The organism is Bombilactobacillus sp. ESL1092, assembly GCF_058107465.1.
In genome coordinates this window covers 1783690-1799207 of the sequence record NZ_CM176594.1, presented here as the reverse complement: position 1 = coordinate 1799207, position 15518 = coordinate 1783690, and the positions used below count along the sequence as shown (strand labels likewise).

The 15518-nt window shown below is 38.8% G+C and carries 16 protein-coding genes; 6 read left to right on the top strand and 10 right to left on the bottom strand.

Features of this window, described 5'->3' with window-relative positions; translation table 11 throughout:
* The first annotated feature begins 4 nt into the window (after window positions 1-4).
* The 3 genes from mvaD to fni all read left to right on the top strand — a co-directional run bounded on the left by mvaD (window position 5) and on the right by fni (window position 3172).
* Window positions 5-964: a diphosphomevalonate decarboxylase gene (gene mvaD, locus AC3B6Y_RS08605; RefSeq protein WP_489790994.1), complete on the top strand. Its 960-nt coding sequence runs from the start codon at window positions 5-7 to the stop codon at window positions 962-964.
* 73 nt (window positions 965-1037) lie between these two features.
* Entirely contained in the window at window positions 1038-2111 is a 1074-nt protein-coding gene (locus tag AC3B6Y_RS08600; RefSeq protein WP_489775000.1) for a phosphomevalonate kinase, read from the top strand.
* Between the two features lie 14 nt (window positions 2112-2125).
* Window positions 2126-3172, top strand: coding sequence for a type 2 isopentenyl-diphosphate Delta-isomerase (gene fni / locus AC3B6Y_RS08595; RefSeq protein ID WP_489757647.1), 1047 nt, complete (start codon window positions 2126-2128; stop codon window positions 3170-3172).
* Window positions 3173-3488: 316 nt separating this feature from the next.
* Here the strand turns inward: fni and AC3B6Y_RS08590 are convergent, their stop codons facing one another.
* Window positions 3489-3839, bottom strand: a complete 351-nt coding sequence (locus AC3B6Y_RS08590; RefSeq protein WP_489757646.1) for a winged helix-turn-helix transcriptional regulator — start codon at window positions 3837-3839, stop codon at window positions 3489-3491.
* Window positions 3840-4054: 215 nt separating this feature from the next.
* On the opposite strand from AC3B6Y_RS08590, the gene AC3B6Y_RS08585 reads away from it, so the two are divergent.
* Window positions 4055-5086 carry a zinc-binding alcohol dehydrogenase family protein gene (locus tag AC3B6Y_RS08585; RefSeq protein WP_489774986.1) on the top strand — a complete coding sequence of 344 codons (1032 nt, stop codon included), beginning with the start codon at window positions 4055-4057 and terminating at the stop codon, window positions 5084-5086.
* A 383-nt stretch (window positions 5087-5469) separates the two neighbouring features.
* Here the strand turns inward: AC3B6Y_RS08585 and AC3B6Y_RS08580 are convergent, their stop codons facing one another.
* The 3 genes from AC3B6Y_RS08580 to AC3B6Y_RS08570 are packed head-to-tail and all read right to left on the bottom strand — an operon-like array spanning window position 5470 to window position 8596.
* Window positions 5470-6837, bottom strand: a complete 1368-nt coding sequence (locus AC3B6Y_RS08580) for an RsmB/NOP family class I SAM-dependent RNA methyltransferase (protein WP_489757644.1) — start codon at window positions 6835-6837, stop codon at window positions 5470-5472.
* Window positions 6827-7816, bottom strand: a complete 990-nt coding sequence (locus AC3B6Y_RS08575; protein WP_489789899.1) for a hypothetical protein — start codon at window positions 7814-7816, stop codon at window positions 6827-6829. Before AC3B6Y_RS08575 ends, AC3B6Y_RS08580 begins: the two co-directional genes overlap by 11 nt.
* Window positions 7817-7819: 3 nt before the next feature.
* Window positions 7820-8596 (bottom strand): hypothetical protein, encoded by a 777-nt coding sequence (locus AC3B6Y_RS08570; protein ID WP_489790993.1) that lies wholly within the window; start codon window positions 8594-8596, stop codon window positions 7820-7822.
* A gap of 155 nt (window positions 8597-8751) precedes the next feature.
* On the opposite strand from AC3B6Y_RS08570, the gene lepB reads away from it, so the two are divergent.
* Window positions 8752-9411 (top strand): signal peptidase I, encoded by a 660-nt coding sequence (lepB, locus tag AC3B6Y_RS08565; RefSeq protein ID WP_489757641.1) that lies wholly within the window; start codon window positions 8752-8754, stop codon window positions 9409-9411.
* A 21-nt stretch (window positions 9412-9432) separates the two neighbouring features.
* The gene (locus AC3B6Y_RS08560; RefSeq protein WP_489757640.1) at window positions 9433-9615 is read left to right on the top strand and encodes an LBP_cg2779 family protein; all 183 of its coding nucleotides are present in this window, start codon (window positions 9433-9435) and stop codon (window positions 9613-9615) included.
* 117 nt (window positions 9616-9732) lie between these two features.
* On the opposite strand, the gene AC3B6Y_RS08555 is transcribed toward AC3B6Y_RS08560, so the two are convergent.
* The 6 genes from AC3B6Y_RS08555 to rpoD form a co-directional block, all read right to left on the bottom strand.
* Window positions 9733-11082: an APC family permease gene (locus AC3B6Y_RS08555; protein ID WP_489774983.1), complete on the bottom strand. Its 1350-nt coding sequence runs from the start codon at window positions 11080-11082 to the stop codon at window positions 9733-9735.
* Between the two features lie 202 nt (window positions 11083-11284).
* Window positions 11285-11473 carry a 2-hydroxymuconate tautomerase gene (gene thmT / locus AC3B6Y_RS08550; protein WP_489757638.1) on the bottom strand — a complete coding sequence of 63 codons (189 nt, stop codon included), beginning with the start codon at window positions 11471-11473 and terminating at the stop codon, window positions 11285-11287.
* A gap of 2 nt (window positions 11474-11475) precedes the next feature.
* Window positions 11476-12714, bottom strand: a complete 1239-nt coding sequence (gene pepT, locus AC3B6Y_RS08545; RefSeq protein WP_489757637.1) for a peptidase T — start codon at window positions 12712-12714, stop codon at window positions 11476-11478.
* 14 nt (window positions 12715-12728) lie between these two features.
* Window positions 12729-13526, bottom strand: a complete 798-nt coding sequence (locus AC3B6Y_RS08540) for a Nif3-like dinuclear metal center hexameric protein (RefSeq protein WP_489757636.1) — start codon at window positions 13524-13526, stop codon at window positions 12729-12731.
* Window positions 13523-14209 carry a tRNA (adenine(22)-N(1))-methyltransferase gene (locus AC3B6Y_RS08535; RefSeq protein ID WP_489757635.1) on the bottom strand — a complete coding sequence of 229 codons (687 nt, stop codon included), beginning with the start codon at window positions 14207-14209 and terminating at the stop codon, window positions 13523-13525. Before AC3B6Y_RS08535 ends, AC3B6Y_RS08540 begins: the two co-directional genes overlap by 4 nt.
* Before the next feature lie 165 nt (window positions 14210-14374).
* A complete protein-coding gene (rpoD, locus tag AC3B6Y_RS08530; RefSeq protein ID WP_489757634.1) occupies window positions 14375-15502 on the bottom strand; it encodes an RNA polymerase sigma factor RpoD in 1128 nt (375 codons plus the stop codon).
* Between the last annotated feature and the right edge of the window lie 16 nt (window positions 15503-15518).

Sequence of the window (15518 nt, the reverse complement as noted above, 5' to 3'; positions counted from 1 at the left end):
ATCAATGTCCACAACTACCACAGCTCATACCAATATCGCCCTCATCAAGTATTGGGGCAAAAAAGACCAGCAATTACGCTTACCATATACTGATAGTTTATCGTTAACTTTAGATGGCTATTATACGACGACAACAACTAAATTTATTGACGGTCCTCAAGATCAAATTTGGCTCAATCAAGAAATTGCGCCGGCCAAATTTTTCCAACGTACGCATCACTTCTTAGATTATGTTCGACATTTAAATCACTCCCACCGCGCCATTTGTGTGCAAACTGATAATCATGTGCCCACTGCTGCTGGCTTAGCCTCCTCAGCTTCGGGGTTTGCCGCTTTGGCTGGTTCTCTTAATAACTTATTTCAAATGAATTTAGACAAAACCGCGCTCTCACGCTTAGCCCGTATGGGCTCGGGTTCTGCTACGCGGTCAATCTTTGGGGGCTTTGTCCAATGGCATCATGGCACAGACGATCAAAGTTCTTTTTCAGAACCCATCCAACCACCTAACCAAATTCATATTCGCATCGTGAGCGTGGTTTTTAATCAACAACCTAAAAAAATTTCCTCAACTCAAGGTATGAAACACGCGGTGCAAACCTCACCTTTTTACAAAGATTGGCCCCAAATTGTCCAAACAGATCTGAATGCTATGCTTAATGCCATTGCCAACCAAGATTTGGAACAAATTGGCCTGATCTCGCAAAATAATGCTTTAGCAATGCACGCTTTAAATTGGACGGCTCGTCCTGGTTTTTCTTATTTTTCGGCAGATACCATAAGCCTCATCAATTTTTTGGCAAAATTAAGACAGCAAGGTTGCTTAGCCTATGCCACCATTGATGCCGGTCCGAATGTCAAAGTCATTACTTCTGATAATGATGTGGTAACGGTACAACAACAAATTCAAACCAATTTTCCGCAAGCCACTACGACAATTCTCAAACCGGGACCGGGAATTCAATAAAATTATGCTATAATATTTTTTTGGTGTTTTACAACACAGACAGATAGTACAAACAATGAAAGGGTTTGATGAATTGATAACTGTGAAAGCTCCAGGTAAATTATATATTGCGGGGGAGTATGCCGTAGTAGAGCCTGGGTATCCAGCAATTGTGGTGTCTTTGGATCAATTCGTGACGGTCTCCATTAATCGTGCGCACGATCATGGTACAATTAATTCGAAACAATATGAAGAAATGCCCGTCATTTGGCAAAGAGAAGGCAATCAATTAGTTATTGATAATCGTGATAATCCATTTGAATACATTTTATCCTCCATCAAATATACAGAGTTATATGCGTTGGAACAAAATCATTCATTAGAATTATTTGATGTCAATGTGAATAGTCAGTTAGATGCTGACGATGGAAAAAAGTACGGTTTGGGCTCTTCAGCAGCGGTAACTGTCGCAACAGTCAGCGCTTTAGCACAATTTTACCAACTAAACTTATCTAAAGAAGAAATTTTTAAATTAGCAGCTATTTCTCACTTTATGGTCCAAAATAATGGTTCTTTCGGCGACATTGCCGCCAGTGTCTATGGTGGTTGGATTGCTTATCAATCACCGGATCGTCAATGGCTCACCCAGCAACTAAAAACCAACTCCTTAGTTCAAGTCATTCAACAGCCATGGCCGCAACTCAAAATTGAATCATTAACTTGTCCGCCCAATCTCAAATTATTAATCGGTTGGAGTGGTAGTCCTGCTTCAACGCCGGTATTAGTCGATAAAATTGCCGCCGCTCGGGCACACCAAAAGCAAAATTACCAAAAGTTTTTAACTGCTTCCAAGCAGTGTTTAAAAACCATGATTCAAGGTTTTAAAGAAAACAATGCGCAACTGATTTTACAGCAGTTAACAATTAATCGTCGCATTCTACAAAAATTAGCCGACTTTAGTGGTGTGATTATTGAAACAGCCCGCTTAGATAAGCTTTGTGAATTAGCACAACAATTTCATGCGGCTGCTAAAAGTTCGGGCGCCGGTGGTGGTGATTGTGGTATTGCCATGATTCAAGACGATCAACAAACTAAGCAACTATTAAAAGCTTGGCAGGAAAACGGTATTCAGCCGTTGAACTTTAATGTCTATACCCCTTTTAATTAATCTGGGAGGTCTTTATGCCCAAACAACCTTATGATCTACAACGTAAGAATGAACACATTTTTTTATCCGAAAAATTTTATCAGTCTGCTAATGCCGACTTTCAACAATTCCGGGTCGTTGCCCCAATCATCCCAGATGTAACCAGCCAACAAATTGATTCTACTTTTACTTGGCCTTCTACTAAAAAAGTGACAGCAGCACCATTGTATATTAATGCAATGACAGGTGGCGCTCCGCAAGTAACCCAATTAAATCAGCAATTGGCGCAAGTCGCGAACCAATTAAATTTGGCCATGGCTGTCGGTTCGATGAGTAATTATTTACGCTATCCTGATAATGCCGCTGTCCGCCAATCGTACCAAATTGTGCGGCAAACCAATCCCGAAGGTGTCATTTTGGCTAACGTTTCCGCTGCTACTACTTGGCAGGATGCCCAAAAGTGCATTGACTTAATTCAAGCTGATTATTTACAGGTACACGTTAATGCCGCTCAAGAAGTGGTCATGCCTGAAGGCCAAACTAATTTTTGTTGGAGTCAAAACTTAAAAGACCTTATCACACAAGTGAGTGTGCCTGTTATTATTAAAGAGGTCGGTTGTGGCATGAGTGTGTCTGGCATTCAGCAGTTGCAGCAATTGGGCGTGCAAAACATTGATGTTGGTGGTCGTGGAGGCACTAATTTTGTCCAAATTGAAAGTGAACGTAATCATCAGACTGATTATCAGTTCTTACAAAATTGGGGACTGACCACTTTAGAATCTTTATTAGCGATCAATCAAGCTAAATTAACAGATTTGAATTTCTGGGCTTCCGGTGGTGTTCGTAATCCCTTAGATGCTATCAAATGTTTAATTTTGGGTGCAAAAGCTGTGGGCATAGCAGCCCCCGTTTTGCATAGTTTAAAGCATTCAGGCTTAGAACAGACCATCAATGCTGGACAAGAATTCATTCAACAATTACAACAAATCATGCTATTGTTAGGGTGTCAGAACATCACAGAATTAACCCAGGTGCACTATGTTTTAAGTTCCGAATTAGTCAACTTCTTACAACAAATTTAATACAGAAGATTAACCTCCAAGTCCAAAGTTAAATACCAACTTTGGAAGTTTCATAACAAAAAACGCAGGACAATCAAAAAATTCAAGATTGTCTTGCGTTTTTGTTATGAGCCGAAATTTTGCCCCAGTTTCTTTTATATCTATAAAAAAAACTAAGTTGGCAGCTTTCAGGCTAGTCCGCAGTTAAACCTAAAAACATTATGATAAAAACCTCAGTTAAGGTTCAAGCCCTTCTAACTTCTCTCAAATATCCGATTTGTGATTGATTTTAGACTGTAATTCATCCTGTTCTGCCAAAGCATTATTCCTGACTGATCTATAATCTTGAATCTTGCCTCACCATTGTCCGTGAATAGTCCGTTCCCCAAGTTTCCAGAGCTTCAATCACAAAAGAGAGGGTTTGTCCAAATTCTGAAACTCGATATTCAGTCTTCACCGGGACAACCGGGTAAATTGTTTTATCAATGATCCCATCACTTTCTAGTTCATTTAACTGCTTAATCAACATTCTTTTAGATACATAAGGCAGCTTTCTCTCTAATTCAGAAAAGCGCAAGACACTATTTTTAAATAAGTGATATAAAATCACACATTTCCATTTACCCGATATGAATTGCAAGGTATTTTGTACCGGACATCCTAAGTCGCAATTATAATTCTTTCGCATTTTAAAATTCACCTGTTGTTAATTAAAAATTCTCTGTAAAACACTCAACTCAGCCACTTTAAATTTTTTTCACTTTCATTAATCAATAAAATATATTATACATTTTAAGTGAAATGATACTAGAGGTGAATTTAAATTCACCTAATGCTTTTAAATTCACTTCTTCCAATATTTTGAAATTGTATTAGTATCTTCATTACTGAGAGGTAATAAAGATGACTAAAAAAATTCACGCTGTCGGTTTTTATCAACACCTACCAATTTCTGACGCGAACAGTTTCGAAGACTTAACCATTCTAGAACCTACTATTAGAGCTCATGACTTACTAGTTAAGGTGGAGGGCGTTTCTGTTAACCCAGTGGATATTGGTGTTCGCAAATCAGGAAGTACTACTAAATTAACAGTTCCGCAAATCATTGGTTGGGATGCTGTCGGAACAGTTATCAAAACCGGTCCTCAAGTCTCCTTATTTGCTACTGGTGATCGGGTTTGGTATGCCGGCGATTTCACTAGATCTGGTAGTAATTCCCAATACCAAGCAGTTGACGAGCGAATTGTCGGATGGGCCCCAACTAATTTAAAAAACGAAGCCGCCGCCGCAGTTCCTTTAGTAGGCTTAACCGCATACGAAGCTTTATTTGAGAAGTTAAAGATTGACCCTACCATTAAGAGCCACCAAACTATATTAATTATCAATGGTGCTGGCGGTGTGGGATCTATCGCTATCCAACTGGCCAAACTAGCTAATCTTACAGTGATCGCAACCGCAGCTCAAGACAGTGCGATTCAATGGGTTAAACAATTAGGGGCCGATTATGTAGTCGATCATCACCAAAATTTAATTAAGCAAATCCGTCAGTTAAACTTTCAATACGTAGATTATATTTTAAATCTCAACAATCTGGACGCTCATTGGGATGAAATTGCGGAAATCATCAAACCTGACGGTCAAGTAGTCGCAACTACCGAAAATCAGCGTTTAATTGACCTCCAAAAACTGACCAAAAAACGCATCACTTTTTCGTGGGAATGGATGTACAGCAAATCATATTATCAAACTAAAGACATGATTTCCCAACACAAAATTTTAAATACAATCGCGCAATTATATGAAGAAAACAAACTGCAACCAATTAACAAAATTAATTACGCCCCCATCAACGCTGCAAACATGAAAAAAGCGCACGCTGATGTGGAAACGGGACATATGAAGGGCAAAGTTGTCCTAACAGGATGGCAACCTTAACTAGCTGATAAATATCTGCAAAATCTTGCAGTAGCTGGCAATTGATTAAGGATCAGCCAACACTTCAAAAAATCTCCGACATCACGCTGTTAATTAGCAAGTGGCGCAATCATTTCAACACGTGATAATCAATTGCTCTGGAAATTTACAAGCTTTTGTAACCATTACACCCAAACTTCTGCTTTGGAGAAGTACTAAAAAATGTTCGTATCCATAATTGATGTAAACCCCAAAATAAAAAAAACTTTGGAAGTTTCATCATCAATCAAATACGAACATTTTTTGTGTTTCACCTTAGGTTATCATTTCGCTACTAATTGCGATTGACATATTCTTTAAACGAAACGATAAACACGGTTAATTTTTGAATTTACCGGCTAAGCTTACTGTCTTAAACCCTTCGGATAAAAATTTTTCAATTGTTGCTGAACCAATTTGCCCCATGAAAAAATCTTATGTTCAAAACTAACTGCCACAAATCCTTGATAGTCATAACGTTGTTGCAAAGTTAAAGCCTCACCATGCACAAAATGCTGGAATTGCTCCGCAGTTAACTCAATGACTTGTTGAAATTGCTCCGGTGCTAACGCCAATACTAAGGCATGATTGGGTTCAAAGCGATTTTTCTTAAACGTGCCCAATTTCAAACCATTACGTAAAACGTGCAGTGTTGGTACCGCCTGACCATCAATCACACTACTATATAATTCAGTACCTTGTACCAGCGGTTTAATGTCCAAGGACTGCGTCAATGTTTGCTGGACAAACTGTTGCCAAGTCGTTAAGTCTAAGGAAGTCCGTTTTTTGGTTTTCGAATGTTTTAAAACAGCAGCTGGAGCCGATAAATCGGCAGCTTGGGTTCCATTTTTTTGCAGCGCACAAATAAAATGTCCCTCACCTGCATAATGCTGGGGAAACAAGCGTACAGCCTTGGTTAAATCAGCATGACCATTGCCCCATTCAGGATAGCCATGATCCATCTGCGCGGTAGTTGGTAAATCAATAATTTTCACCGGATAATGCTCAACTAACCAGGCAATGTTTTGCTCATCTTCTTCCGGAGCAAATGTGCAAGTTGAATAAATCAAACGGCCTCCTGGCTTTAACATTGTCACGGCTGAATCTAGAATCTGACGTTGTAATTTGGCACATTGCAAGACATAATCCAAAGACCAATACTTCATGGCTTCTGGGTCTTTACGAAACAAACCTTCCCCTGAACAAGGTGCATCCACTACAATACAGTCGAAATATTGCGGCCAAACCTTGGCCAATTGCGCTGGTGAATTATTGGTCACTATTGCATTAGTAATCCCCCAACGTTCAATATTTGAGGATAAAGTCCTCGCTCTCGCTGAATTTATCTCGTTAGCTACTAGTAAGCCCTTCCCCTGTAAAAAAGCTGCTAATTGCGTACTTTTGCCTCCGGGAGCTGCGCATAAATCTAAAACTCGCTCCCCCGGTTGCGGCTGAGCAAATTGGGCCACATTCATGGCACTCGGATCTTGCGAATAAACCCACCCCGCTAAATGATCAATCGCTTTACCACTAACTTGACCGTAATAACCATTATCCACGCCCAAGACCGGTTGACTTAAGTCCTCATTGACTAAGGCAGTTGAACTTTTAGCAGGATTTAAACGAAAACCGTGCGTTGCGGGTCGTTGAAAACTAGCTAAGAAAGGCGTTGCTTGAGCGCCCAATAACTGTTGATACTTTGCGACAAATGTTGCCGGTAACTCATTTTTCATGAAGAGCCTCATTTTTATTCTTATGATTAATTAATAATTGAAACGCTGCTAATAAAATGACTGCAATAAATAAAAAGATTAAGTACAGCATAAAGTATTTCCAACTAACAATTTGAATTTTAGCAAAAATAATGATTAACGCGACACCAAAAGTCACCATTTCGGTAATCACAAATTTCAACCAATTGCCAAATTGAAAGTCTAAAAGTAAATCACCATTGAGTAAGGAGCGTTTCAATAACTGTACCGCAGGAATTTGCACAAAAAAGCTTAAAAATAGAACTAACAACGCAATTCCTGACAAAATCAGCAACGTCCACCCCCAACGTAGCCACCAGCTTTGCTTAATATTATTAATTTGATTTGCTGAACGATAAGGATAACTAGCATGCAAGATAGTTTGAACTTTTTTAAGTTTTTGCGGATGATTTAATAATTGTCCATCAATCACAATTTGATAATGTCGAATCTGAGTATGATTATGTTGTTTGGGCGAAGTTGAAATAAAGATATGTTGATTGAGTTTCGAGGTATTGCTCAAGCCAGTATAACCAATCACAGAATAGTAGTTATGGTTTAATTGATAATAAGCTTGATACTGAGGTTTATACGTCTTTTGACCAAGATCACGACCTAAAACCACAAACGGGATTGGCGATTGAAAATCACTTGGTGAAAAAAAGCGACCATTGGTCATGGGTAAAGCTTTGACATTATGTGACATATACACATAACTTAAATTGGGGTTCTTTTTCTGAATAAAATTAATTTGATAATGTTTCACATTGTTTCGTTCAAATTTTCGTAAAACCGTTGGAATTGATTGGCGTGAACGTGACGGAAAAATTAGTGCATTTTCTCGAATATTCCCCCGATCCATCAGTGTTTGGTAATTGCGTAAATCATTTTTGGAAACCACAACTCCTGCTAACACTAATAAGCATATCATTAAAATATTTAAAACAATTGTTCTTTTCATAATTCACCTGACTACAAATAAATGATCTTTAACTAAATCAAAGGTTGGGTAAAATTGATTAATTTTAGCAATTCTGGCATCGTAATGTAAATGGGCCCCTTGCCAAAAGCGTAAACTATTCGTAGCCCCACGATATTCACCAATGACCCATAATTGTGGACGAGTTGTCCAAGAGCGTAACTCTTTTAAAATTTGCCAATCAATTTCCTCGCGGTCAGGACTCCAAGCAAGTAAAATTACATCGACTTGCGAGCCGTAACGCTGCAAGGCCGTTAGTGCATCAGCTTGCTGAACTGGTAACCACGGCTGATGTCCGGTGCGACTTTGCTTAGACCAAGACAAATCATCGGTCGCAATAACTGATTGTTTTCTTTGTTGTAGTCCCCAACTCAAACTGGCATTGCCTGCCATTAATTCTAAGTACGACTGTTGTGGGAAACATTGTACCCAACAATTTAACATTGCTTGATTGAGTAAGGCCCAAACACCATACTGCTGTTGCAGAAATTGGCGAAAATCATCAATAAATCGTGCTAAATTTTCTAAATACTTAACTTTTTGTTGCCATGTCAAACCAGACATAACTTGAGTATTAAGTAATAATCTTTGCAAATCTTGGGCATCCAAAATCAAAGGTGGTAAACTTTGAAAGGGCAAGGTTTGTTTTTGATAAGCTTGTAGTGTTAATTGCATTTGCTGTAAACGATAGCTAAGTTCTTTATCGGCTTGCAATTGTGCTTGATATCGTTGTAATTGTTGGGGATATGATAGATTTTGCATAGTTGACCTTAAATTATTGTTATTTAAAAAGTTTATCATAATTAAGAAGTCGAGACAAAATTGAATCTTAACAAAGTTTTTAAAGATATCAATTCCATAAAAGTGTATCATATTAATTAATAGAGTTATTAATCATTGGTAAGTGAGGTTTAAGTATGAGTAAAGAAAGCAACTCTAACGAAACTAGTAGCTTAAAGGATTGGGGCATTTGGCTGTTACAAACCCTTTTATTAGCTGCTGTTTTATTTGGCATTATCACGTTATTAAATCGTTTTGTCTTTGATAATGCCCGGGTTTCTGGTACATCAATGCAGCCAACGTTTGAAGACGGTGATCGCTTAATTGCTTATCGTCATAGTCAATTAAAGCGTGGTGAAGTGGTCGTCATTGATGCTCCCGACGAGCCAGGACAGTTCTATATCAAACGAATTATCGCCACACCAGGAGAAAAGGTCGTCGCTAAAAATAATGAAATTTATATTAACGGCAAAAAAATATCCCAGAATTATTTGAAGCCAGGTTTCAAATTAGTTGATGATGGCAGCAATGGTGTTTATGGAACACGCTATGCTGATACGGGTAATTTTTCGATTAGTTCGTTAGCTAAAACATCAAACTATATGCAGATTTATTCTAAAAAACAGTTACAGCAAATGAAAAAGACCAATCGGGTGCCCAAAGATTCGTACTTTGTAATGGGTGATCATCGCAGTGTCTCTAAGGACAGCCGCTATATCGGTTTTATTAAAAAGAATAAAGTGGTCGGCGTTGTTAAATGGCGTTATTGGCCATTAAATCATATGAAAACATTTTAACCGAGGAGAGGATTGATTAGTATGCAGTACAATTTATCGGAATTAATTATCGAATATCAAAAGAAAGCTCACAAAAATGACGCACAATTTGCATTTGAAAGCCATTTTTCGGTGGAAAAAATCCACGCTATCAAGGCTGGCAAAGCGGATTATACTCCAGAAGATGAACAACGCATTATGCAATACATCAGTGATCATTCTTAATTTGAGATTATCAAAAAGACTGGGATTTTAAGCTAGTTTGAAGTTAACAGTATAATCATTGTCAACTTTAACTAGCTTGATAGTCCCAGTCTTTTTATTTAATTTATTTTCAATTATTTACTTTTTACGCAAAAAATAGGTTAACAAACCGATGATCACCCAAGCTCCTAGAATGACGTATTCATAAGGCCAAACCAAGGAAACCGGTGTTCCTGGAATAATCGTCCCTAAAGTAATCAAAATAGCCGCTACGCCACCTAAAATTGGCCAAAATAGCGATTTGTTATAAAAGCCACCCCGCAAATCTGGATTCTTACGCCGAATTTTCAGTAAATTTAACGTATTAAAACTCCAGGCTAGTGCCGTCAATAATCCGCCCGTATCCAAAAAATACGTCAAGGCCCCTTTACCTAACCAACCAATCGCTAAAACCAAAACTAAAGTTAAGGTTAAAGCCCGATAAGGCGTACCAAACCGCGGATGTACCTTTGCAAAATAACGCGGTAAAATATCCTTTTCTGCTAGCGAAAACAACAACCGGGGGGCGGCTGAAAACAGCGTCAGAAAACTAGTTCCTAACCCTAAAAAAGAAATAAGGTACGCTAATGCACTCAAGAGCGGATAACCAGCTTTTTTAAAAGCATCAATCGTGCCCATTGAAAGATGAGCCGTCTTTTGCCACGGATAAATCCAAGCCGAAGATAACAATACTGCAATATAATATCCTGCCGCCAAGCTAATCGCTCCAATGACAATCCAACCAATTTTTTTGGGTGGTGTTTGAGACTCACCGGCTAAAATTCCAATTGATTCCCAGCCCGTTAAAAAAGTCATTGCGGGTAAAATAAAGCGAAAAACTTCCGGTAATGGATGTTGTTTCGGATAAAAAGCTGGCCAAAAATTAGTAACTTTACCCTGACTAAAGCCAACGACTACTAAAACTGCCCCCAAAATTAATAGCAAAAAAAAGAGGGTTGCTTGTACATGACTCGTTAATTTGGCCCCCAAATAATTCAAACCATAAACAACCAAAGTTATCCCAATTCCCAAAATCAATTCGCGATAATGGACTGCTACTCCGGCAAAATGGTAACTGGGACCACTCGCCACCTGTGGAAAAATACGTGCAATCAATAAACTAGAGGCTGTTACAAAAAAGCCTAAAATACTTAAGTACGCGCCTAACAGTGCCCAACCAGCAAATAAAGCACCTTTCTTACCAAAAGCTTGATAACCATAAATTACCTCACCACCAGCTTCTGGATAAATAGTTGACAGTTCTGCAAACGACAATGAAATTAAAATTGCCAAACCCGCGGCAACAATTAATCCAAAAATCTCGCCACCAGCGCCATATTGGTGAAAAAATTGGCTGTTGGTATAGATCCAACTACTACCTATTACTCCTCCAGCACCTAATGATAATAAACCGACGGTACTAATTTTCGGTTTCAGTTGTTGGTCCATGAACCTTCCTCATGCTTTCTTATTTGATAATTTTTCACATAAATAAAAAAAGTAGGACAAAGATTAATTAGTAAGGATTTCTGAACAACATTCCAAATTCTCGTCATTACCATCCCTTTGTCCTGCCCTAAAAAGAAATTTTTCGCTTAAATTGACGAAAAATTCTTTTGGTTTCAATCTCTATTAAGCATACCCGTCTGACTTATTTTTGTTCCGATCTTAAAACGCCACCGACACTATAATGATCCGGTTGCATCTCATCTAAAATAATATGAATATGTTCCGCAGGTGCGCCCGTATTTTTACTAATGGCGGCAGTAACATCTTGACATAATTGTTTTAATTGTTCTGGTGTACGACCAGCGACTAACTCAATATGAACTAATGGCATAACTATTCTCCTTGACTATTTAAACGAATAATTTCTAAAATGACGTCTACTGCTTGGCTCATCACTTGTTGTGACACATACTCAAAGCGACCATGCATGTTTTCCGGACCCGCAAAGATATTGGGGGTCGGTAATCCCATAAATGAAATAATAGAGCCATCAGTTCCCCCACGAACGGCGGTTTCATCCGGTTCAATCTGTAAATTATGCATCGCCTGCTCGGCCAAATGTACCACTTCCAGATGGTCTTGCATAACTTCAATCATATTATAATACTGATCATAGATTTTTGCTTCCACCGTCTGCGCACCGTACTGGTCATTTAACTGATCCACAATTGTTTGCAGTAATTGCTTCCGTTGTTCTAATTGGGTGCGATCAAAATCTCGAATAATATAAGATAATTGTGCTTGATCAATCGTTCCTTGAATATCCGTTAATAAAAAGAACCCTGCGCGTCCGGAAGTTTTTTCTGGTACTTGTTCACTAGGTAAAGCAGCCTGCAGTTGTAAGGCAATCAGATTAGCATTAACCATAACATCTTTAGCAACACTTGGATGTACATTTTTACCATGAATCGTAATTTGTGCAGCGGCAGCATTGAAAGTTTCGTATTCCAATTGACCTAACGATCCGCCATCAATTGTATACGCAAAATCAGCGGCAAAGTCTTGAAAATCAAAGTGGTGCGCACCCTTACCAGTTTCTTCATCGGGACTAAAACCTAACCGAATCTTCCCATGAGCGATCTCAGGATGCTCCAGCAAATATTCCATTGCCGTCACAATTTCACTGACACCAGCTTTATCATCAGCTCCTAATAAAGTCGTTCCATCTGTCGTAATTAAATCATGCCCTGCATACTGCTTCAAATTAGGAAAAACCTTTGGATCTAATTGATATTGTCCTTGCGCATCCAAGTTCACTACACTGTGTCCATCATAATTAGCCACGACTTGAGGGTTAACGTGCTCTGAATTAAAGTCAGCCGTATCAACATGTGCTAGTAAACCCATCGTGGGTACTTCATAGTCCAAATTACTGGGTAACGTGGCCGTTAAATACGAATTGTCTACGTGATAAACAACTTCACTTAAACCTAAATCTTGTAACTCTTGTTTTAATTTTAACAAAAAATCAACTTGCCGCTTAGTTGTGGGGATCGTATCGGCCGATTCATCTGAGCGTGTATTTTGTTTGACATATCGTAAAAATCGGGGTATCAAGCTAGTATATTGCATCTTTTAGACCTCTCTTATAAAAATTGAAATGGTTCCGTATTAGTCGTCGAAGCTAAAATTTCTAATTGCCAGCAAGAATACTGTTGATTCCAATGCTGTAACAACTTCTGGGCCATCTGACTAAAAATAACTTCAATATGGTGCCCCGGATCTAAAACGGGTAAATGCGCCGCCAATAAATCGTGTCCGGTATGATAACTAACATCACCAGTAATCAATAAATCCACCGGTACAGTTAACGCTGCTTGATAAAACGAACTACCACTGCCGCCAATAATGCCAATTGTTTGCACGCTTTGCTGTAAGTCACTAGCAATCGCCCGTAAACCAGTTAACTGCCATTTTTCTTTTAACAATTGCCCTAATTCGGCAATAGATAGTGGTTGTTTTAATTTGCCATAGCGCCCTAAAGCAATATGTTGTTCATCATAATTAAATGGCTGGATGTCCGTTAAACCTAAAGATTCCGCTAACCAATCATTCATTCCACGAGGCGCCCGATCCAAATTAGTATGTGCCGCATAAACTGTAATTTGATTGCTTAACAAATCAGCATACATCCGGTTTTGTGGTAAAGAAGTATCCAAATTAGTCGCTGGATGAAACATTACGGGATGATGCGCAAAGATAAAATCAACTTGTTTTTCTAGCGCTTCTTGAACCACTGCTGGTCGAACGTCTAATGTTGTTAAAACGCGATGCACTGGCTGCTGTAAACTACCAATCTGCAAACCAGTCGGATCATTACCCATCTTTAACGCTAATGGTGCAAATTCTTCAATTTTTTGTACTAATTGCTCTCCTGTAATCATCTCAAGATTTCCTCAATTCGTTGAATTCTTTGCTGTGCCCATACCAATTTCTGTTCTTGGGGCTGTTTTGCATTTTTGAGATTACAATACATCATTTTACTCCGCTTTAATTGCTGTTGCCATTTATTTTTAAAAGTGCCACTTTTTTCCTGTAGTAAAATGGGGCCAAACATCAGTTGCTCTGGCGTTAACTGCGGTTGACTGCCACTAAATTGAGCTTTCATAATCTCATAAGTATGGCGCCCTTCTTGCACGATTGTTTCGGCAGTAATGGCAAATTGATGCTGATCTAACCATTGACGTACTTGAAATTCATAATTATTAGGTTCTAACACAAGATACTTAATCGTTGCCAACTGCGATTGACCTTGCTCTAAAATCTGCCGAATTAATTGCCCCCCCATGCCGGCAATCACTGCAGTTTGGACTAAATCAGTATCTTTAAGTGCCTGCAAACCATTACCAAAACGCGGCTTAATTTTGGTAGTTAGTGCAGCTTGTTGAATATCTTTTTTGGAAATTGCTAATGGCCCAGGTGCTACTTCAGTAGCAAACGCAGTTTGGACAATTTGTTGCTGTACCAAATAAATCGGTAAATAAGCATGATCAGAACCAATATCGGCCATTGCTGCAGTCACGGGCACCAAATCAGCAATGGCTTGTAAACGACGTGATAACTTCAAAGATGACTCCTCCTACTTTCCTACATTAAAATTAAACTCTCAAATTACTGAGCAGCTAAACATCAGCACCACTTCCACCCAGAAGATTTTAATAATTGCTTTTTTTATCTCAACTTCTTAAAAGAAAAAGGCCGCTTAAGCGGTCTTTTTTTAATCTTTAATAATCTAGTCCAAAAAATCTTTTAACTGATTTGATCTTGAGGGATGTCTCAGTTTGCGCAAGGCTTTCGCTTCAATTTGTCGAATCCGCTCACGAGTTACGCCAAACACTTTACCCACTTCTTCCAAAGTTCTCGTGCGGCCATCATCTAACCCAAAGCGTAAACGCAAAACATTTTCCTCGCGATCGGTCAACGTATCTAACACATTTTCCAATTGTTCTTTGAGTAATTCATAAGAAGCATGATCTTCAGGACTCGTTGCTTCGTCATCTTCAATAAAATCACCCAAATGCGAATCATCTTCTTCACCAATGGGCGTTTCTAAGGACACCGGTTCTTGGGCAATTTTGAGAATATCACGCACCTTTTGCGTAGGAATATCCATTTCTGCACCAATTTCCTCCGGTGTTGGTTCCCGTCCTAGATCCTGTAGTAATTGTCGTTGAATCCGAATGAGTTTGTTAATAGTTTCCACCATATGAACCGGAATCCGAATCGTCCGCGCTTGATCTGCAATGGCACGGGTAATTGCCTGGCGAATCCACCAAGTAGCATAAGTCGAAAACTTAAAGCCTTTACGGTAATCGAATTTTTCCACGGCCTTCATTAACCCCATATTACCTTCTTGGATTAAATCTAAGAAGTGCATGCCTCGGCCCACATAACGTTTAGCAATCGAAACAACCAAACGTAAATTAGCTTCTGCCAACTGTTGTTTAGCTTCATTATCACCTTTTTCGATACGTTGAGCTAATTCGACTTCTTCCTGTGCATTTAATAGCGGAACCCGCCCAATTTCTTTGAGGTACATCCGCACTGGATCGTTCATTTTGACCCCTGTTGGCGCCGACATATCACTTAATTCATGATGATTGACTTCTTTTTGACTCTTGAGAGCTAACTGACTAGGATCACCGTGGTCATCCACAATGCTGACCCCTTTATCAGTAAAATGATTAACCAATTCACCGATCGAATCGCCTTTTAAGGCAAAAGGCTTGATTAATTGTTCATTTAATATTTGTTCAGAGATTTTTCCGTCTTTTTTATATTTTTTGATCAAATCATTCGTTGCACGTTCTAATTCTTTGCTTGATTTGATGACACTTTTTTTCTTCTTACTTTCAGCCACGAAAAATCCTCCTCTA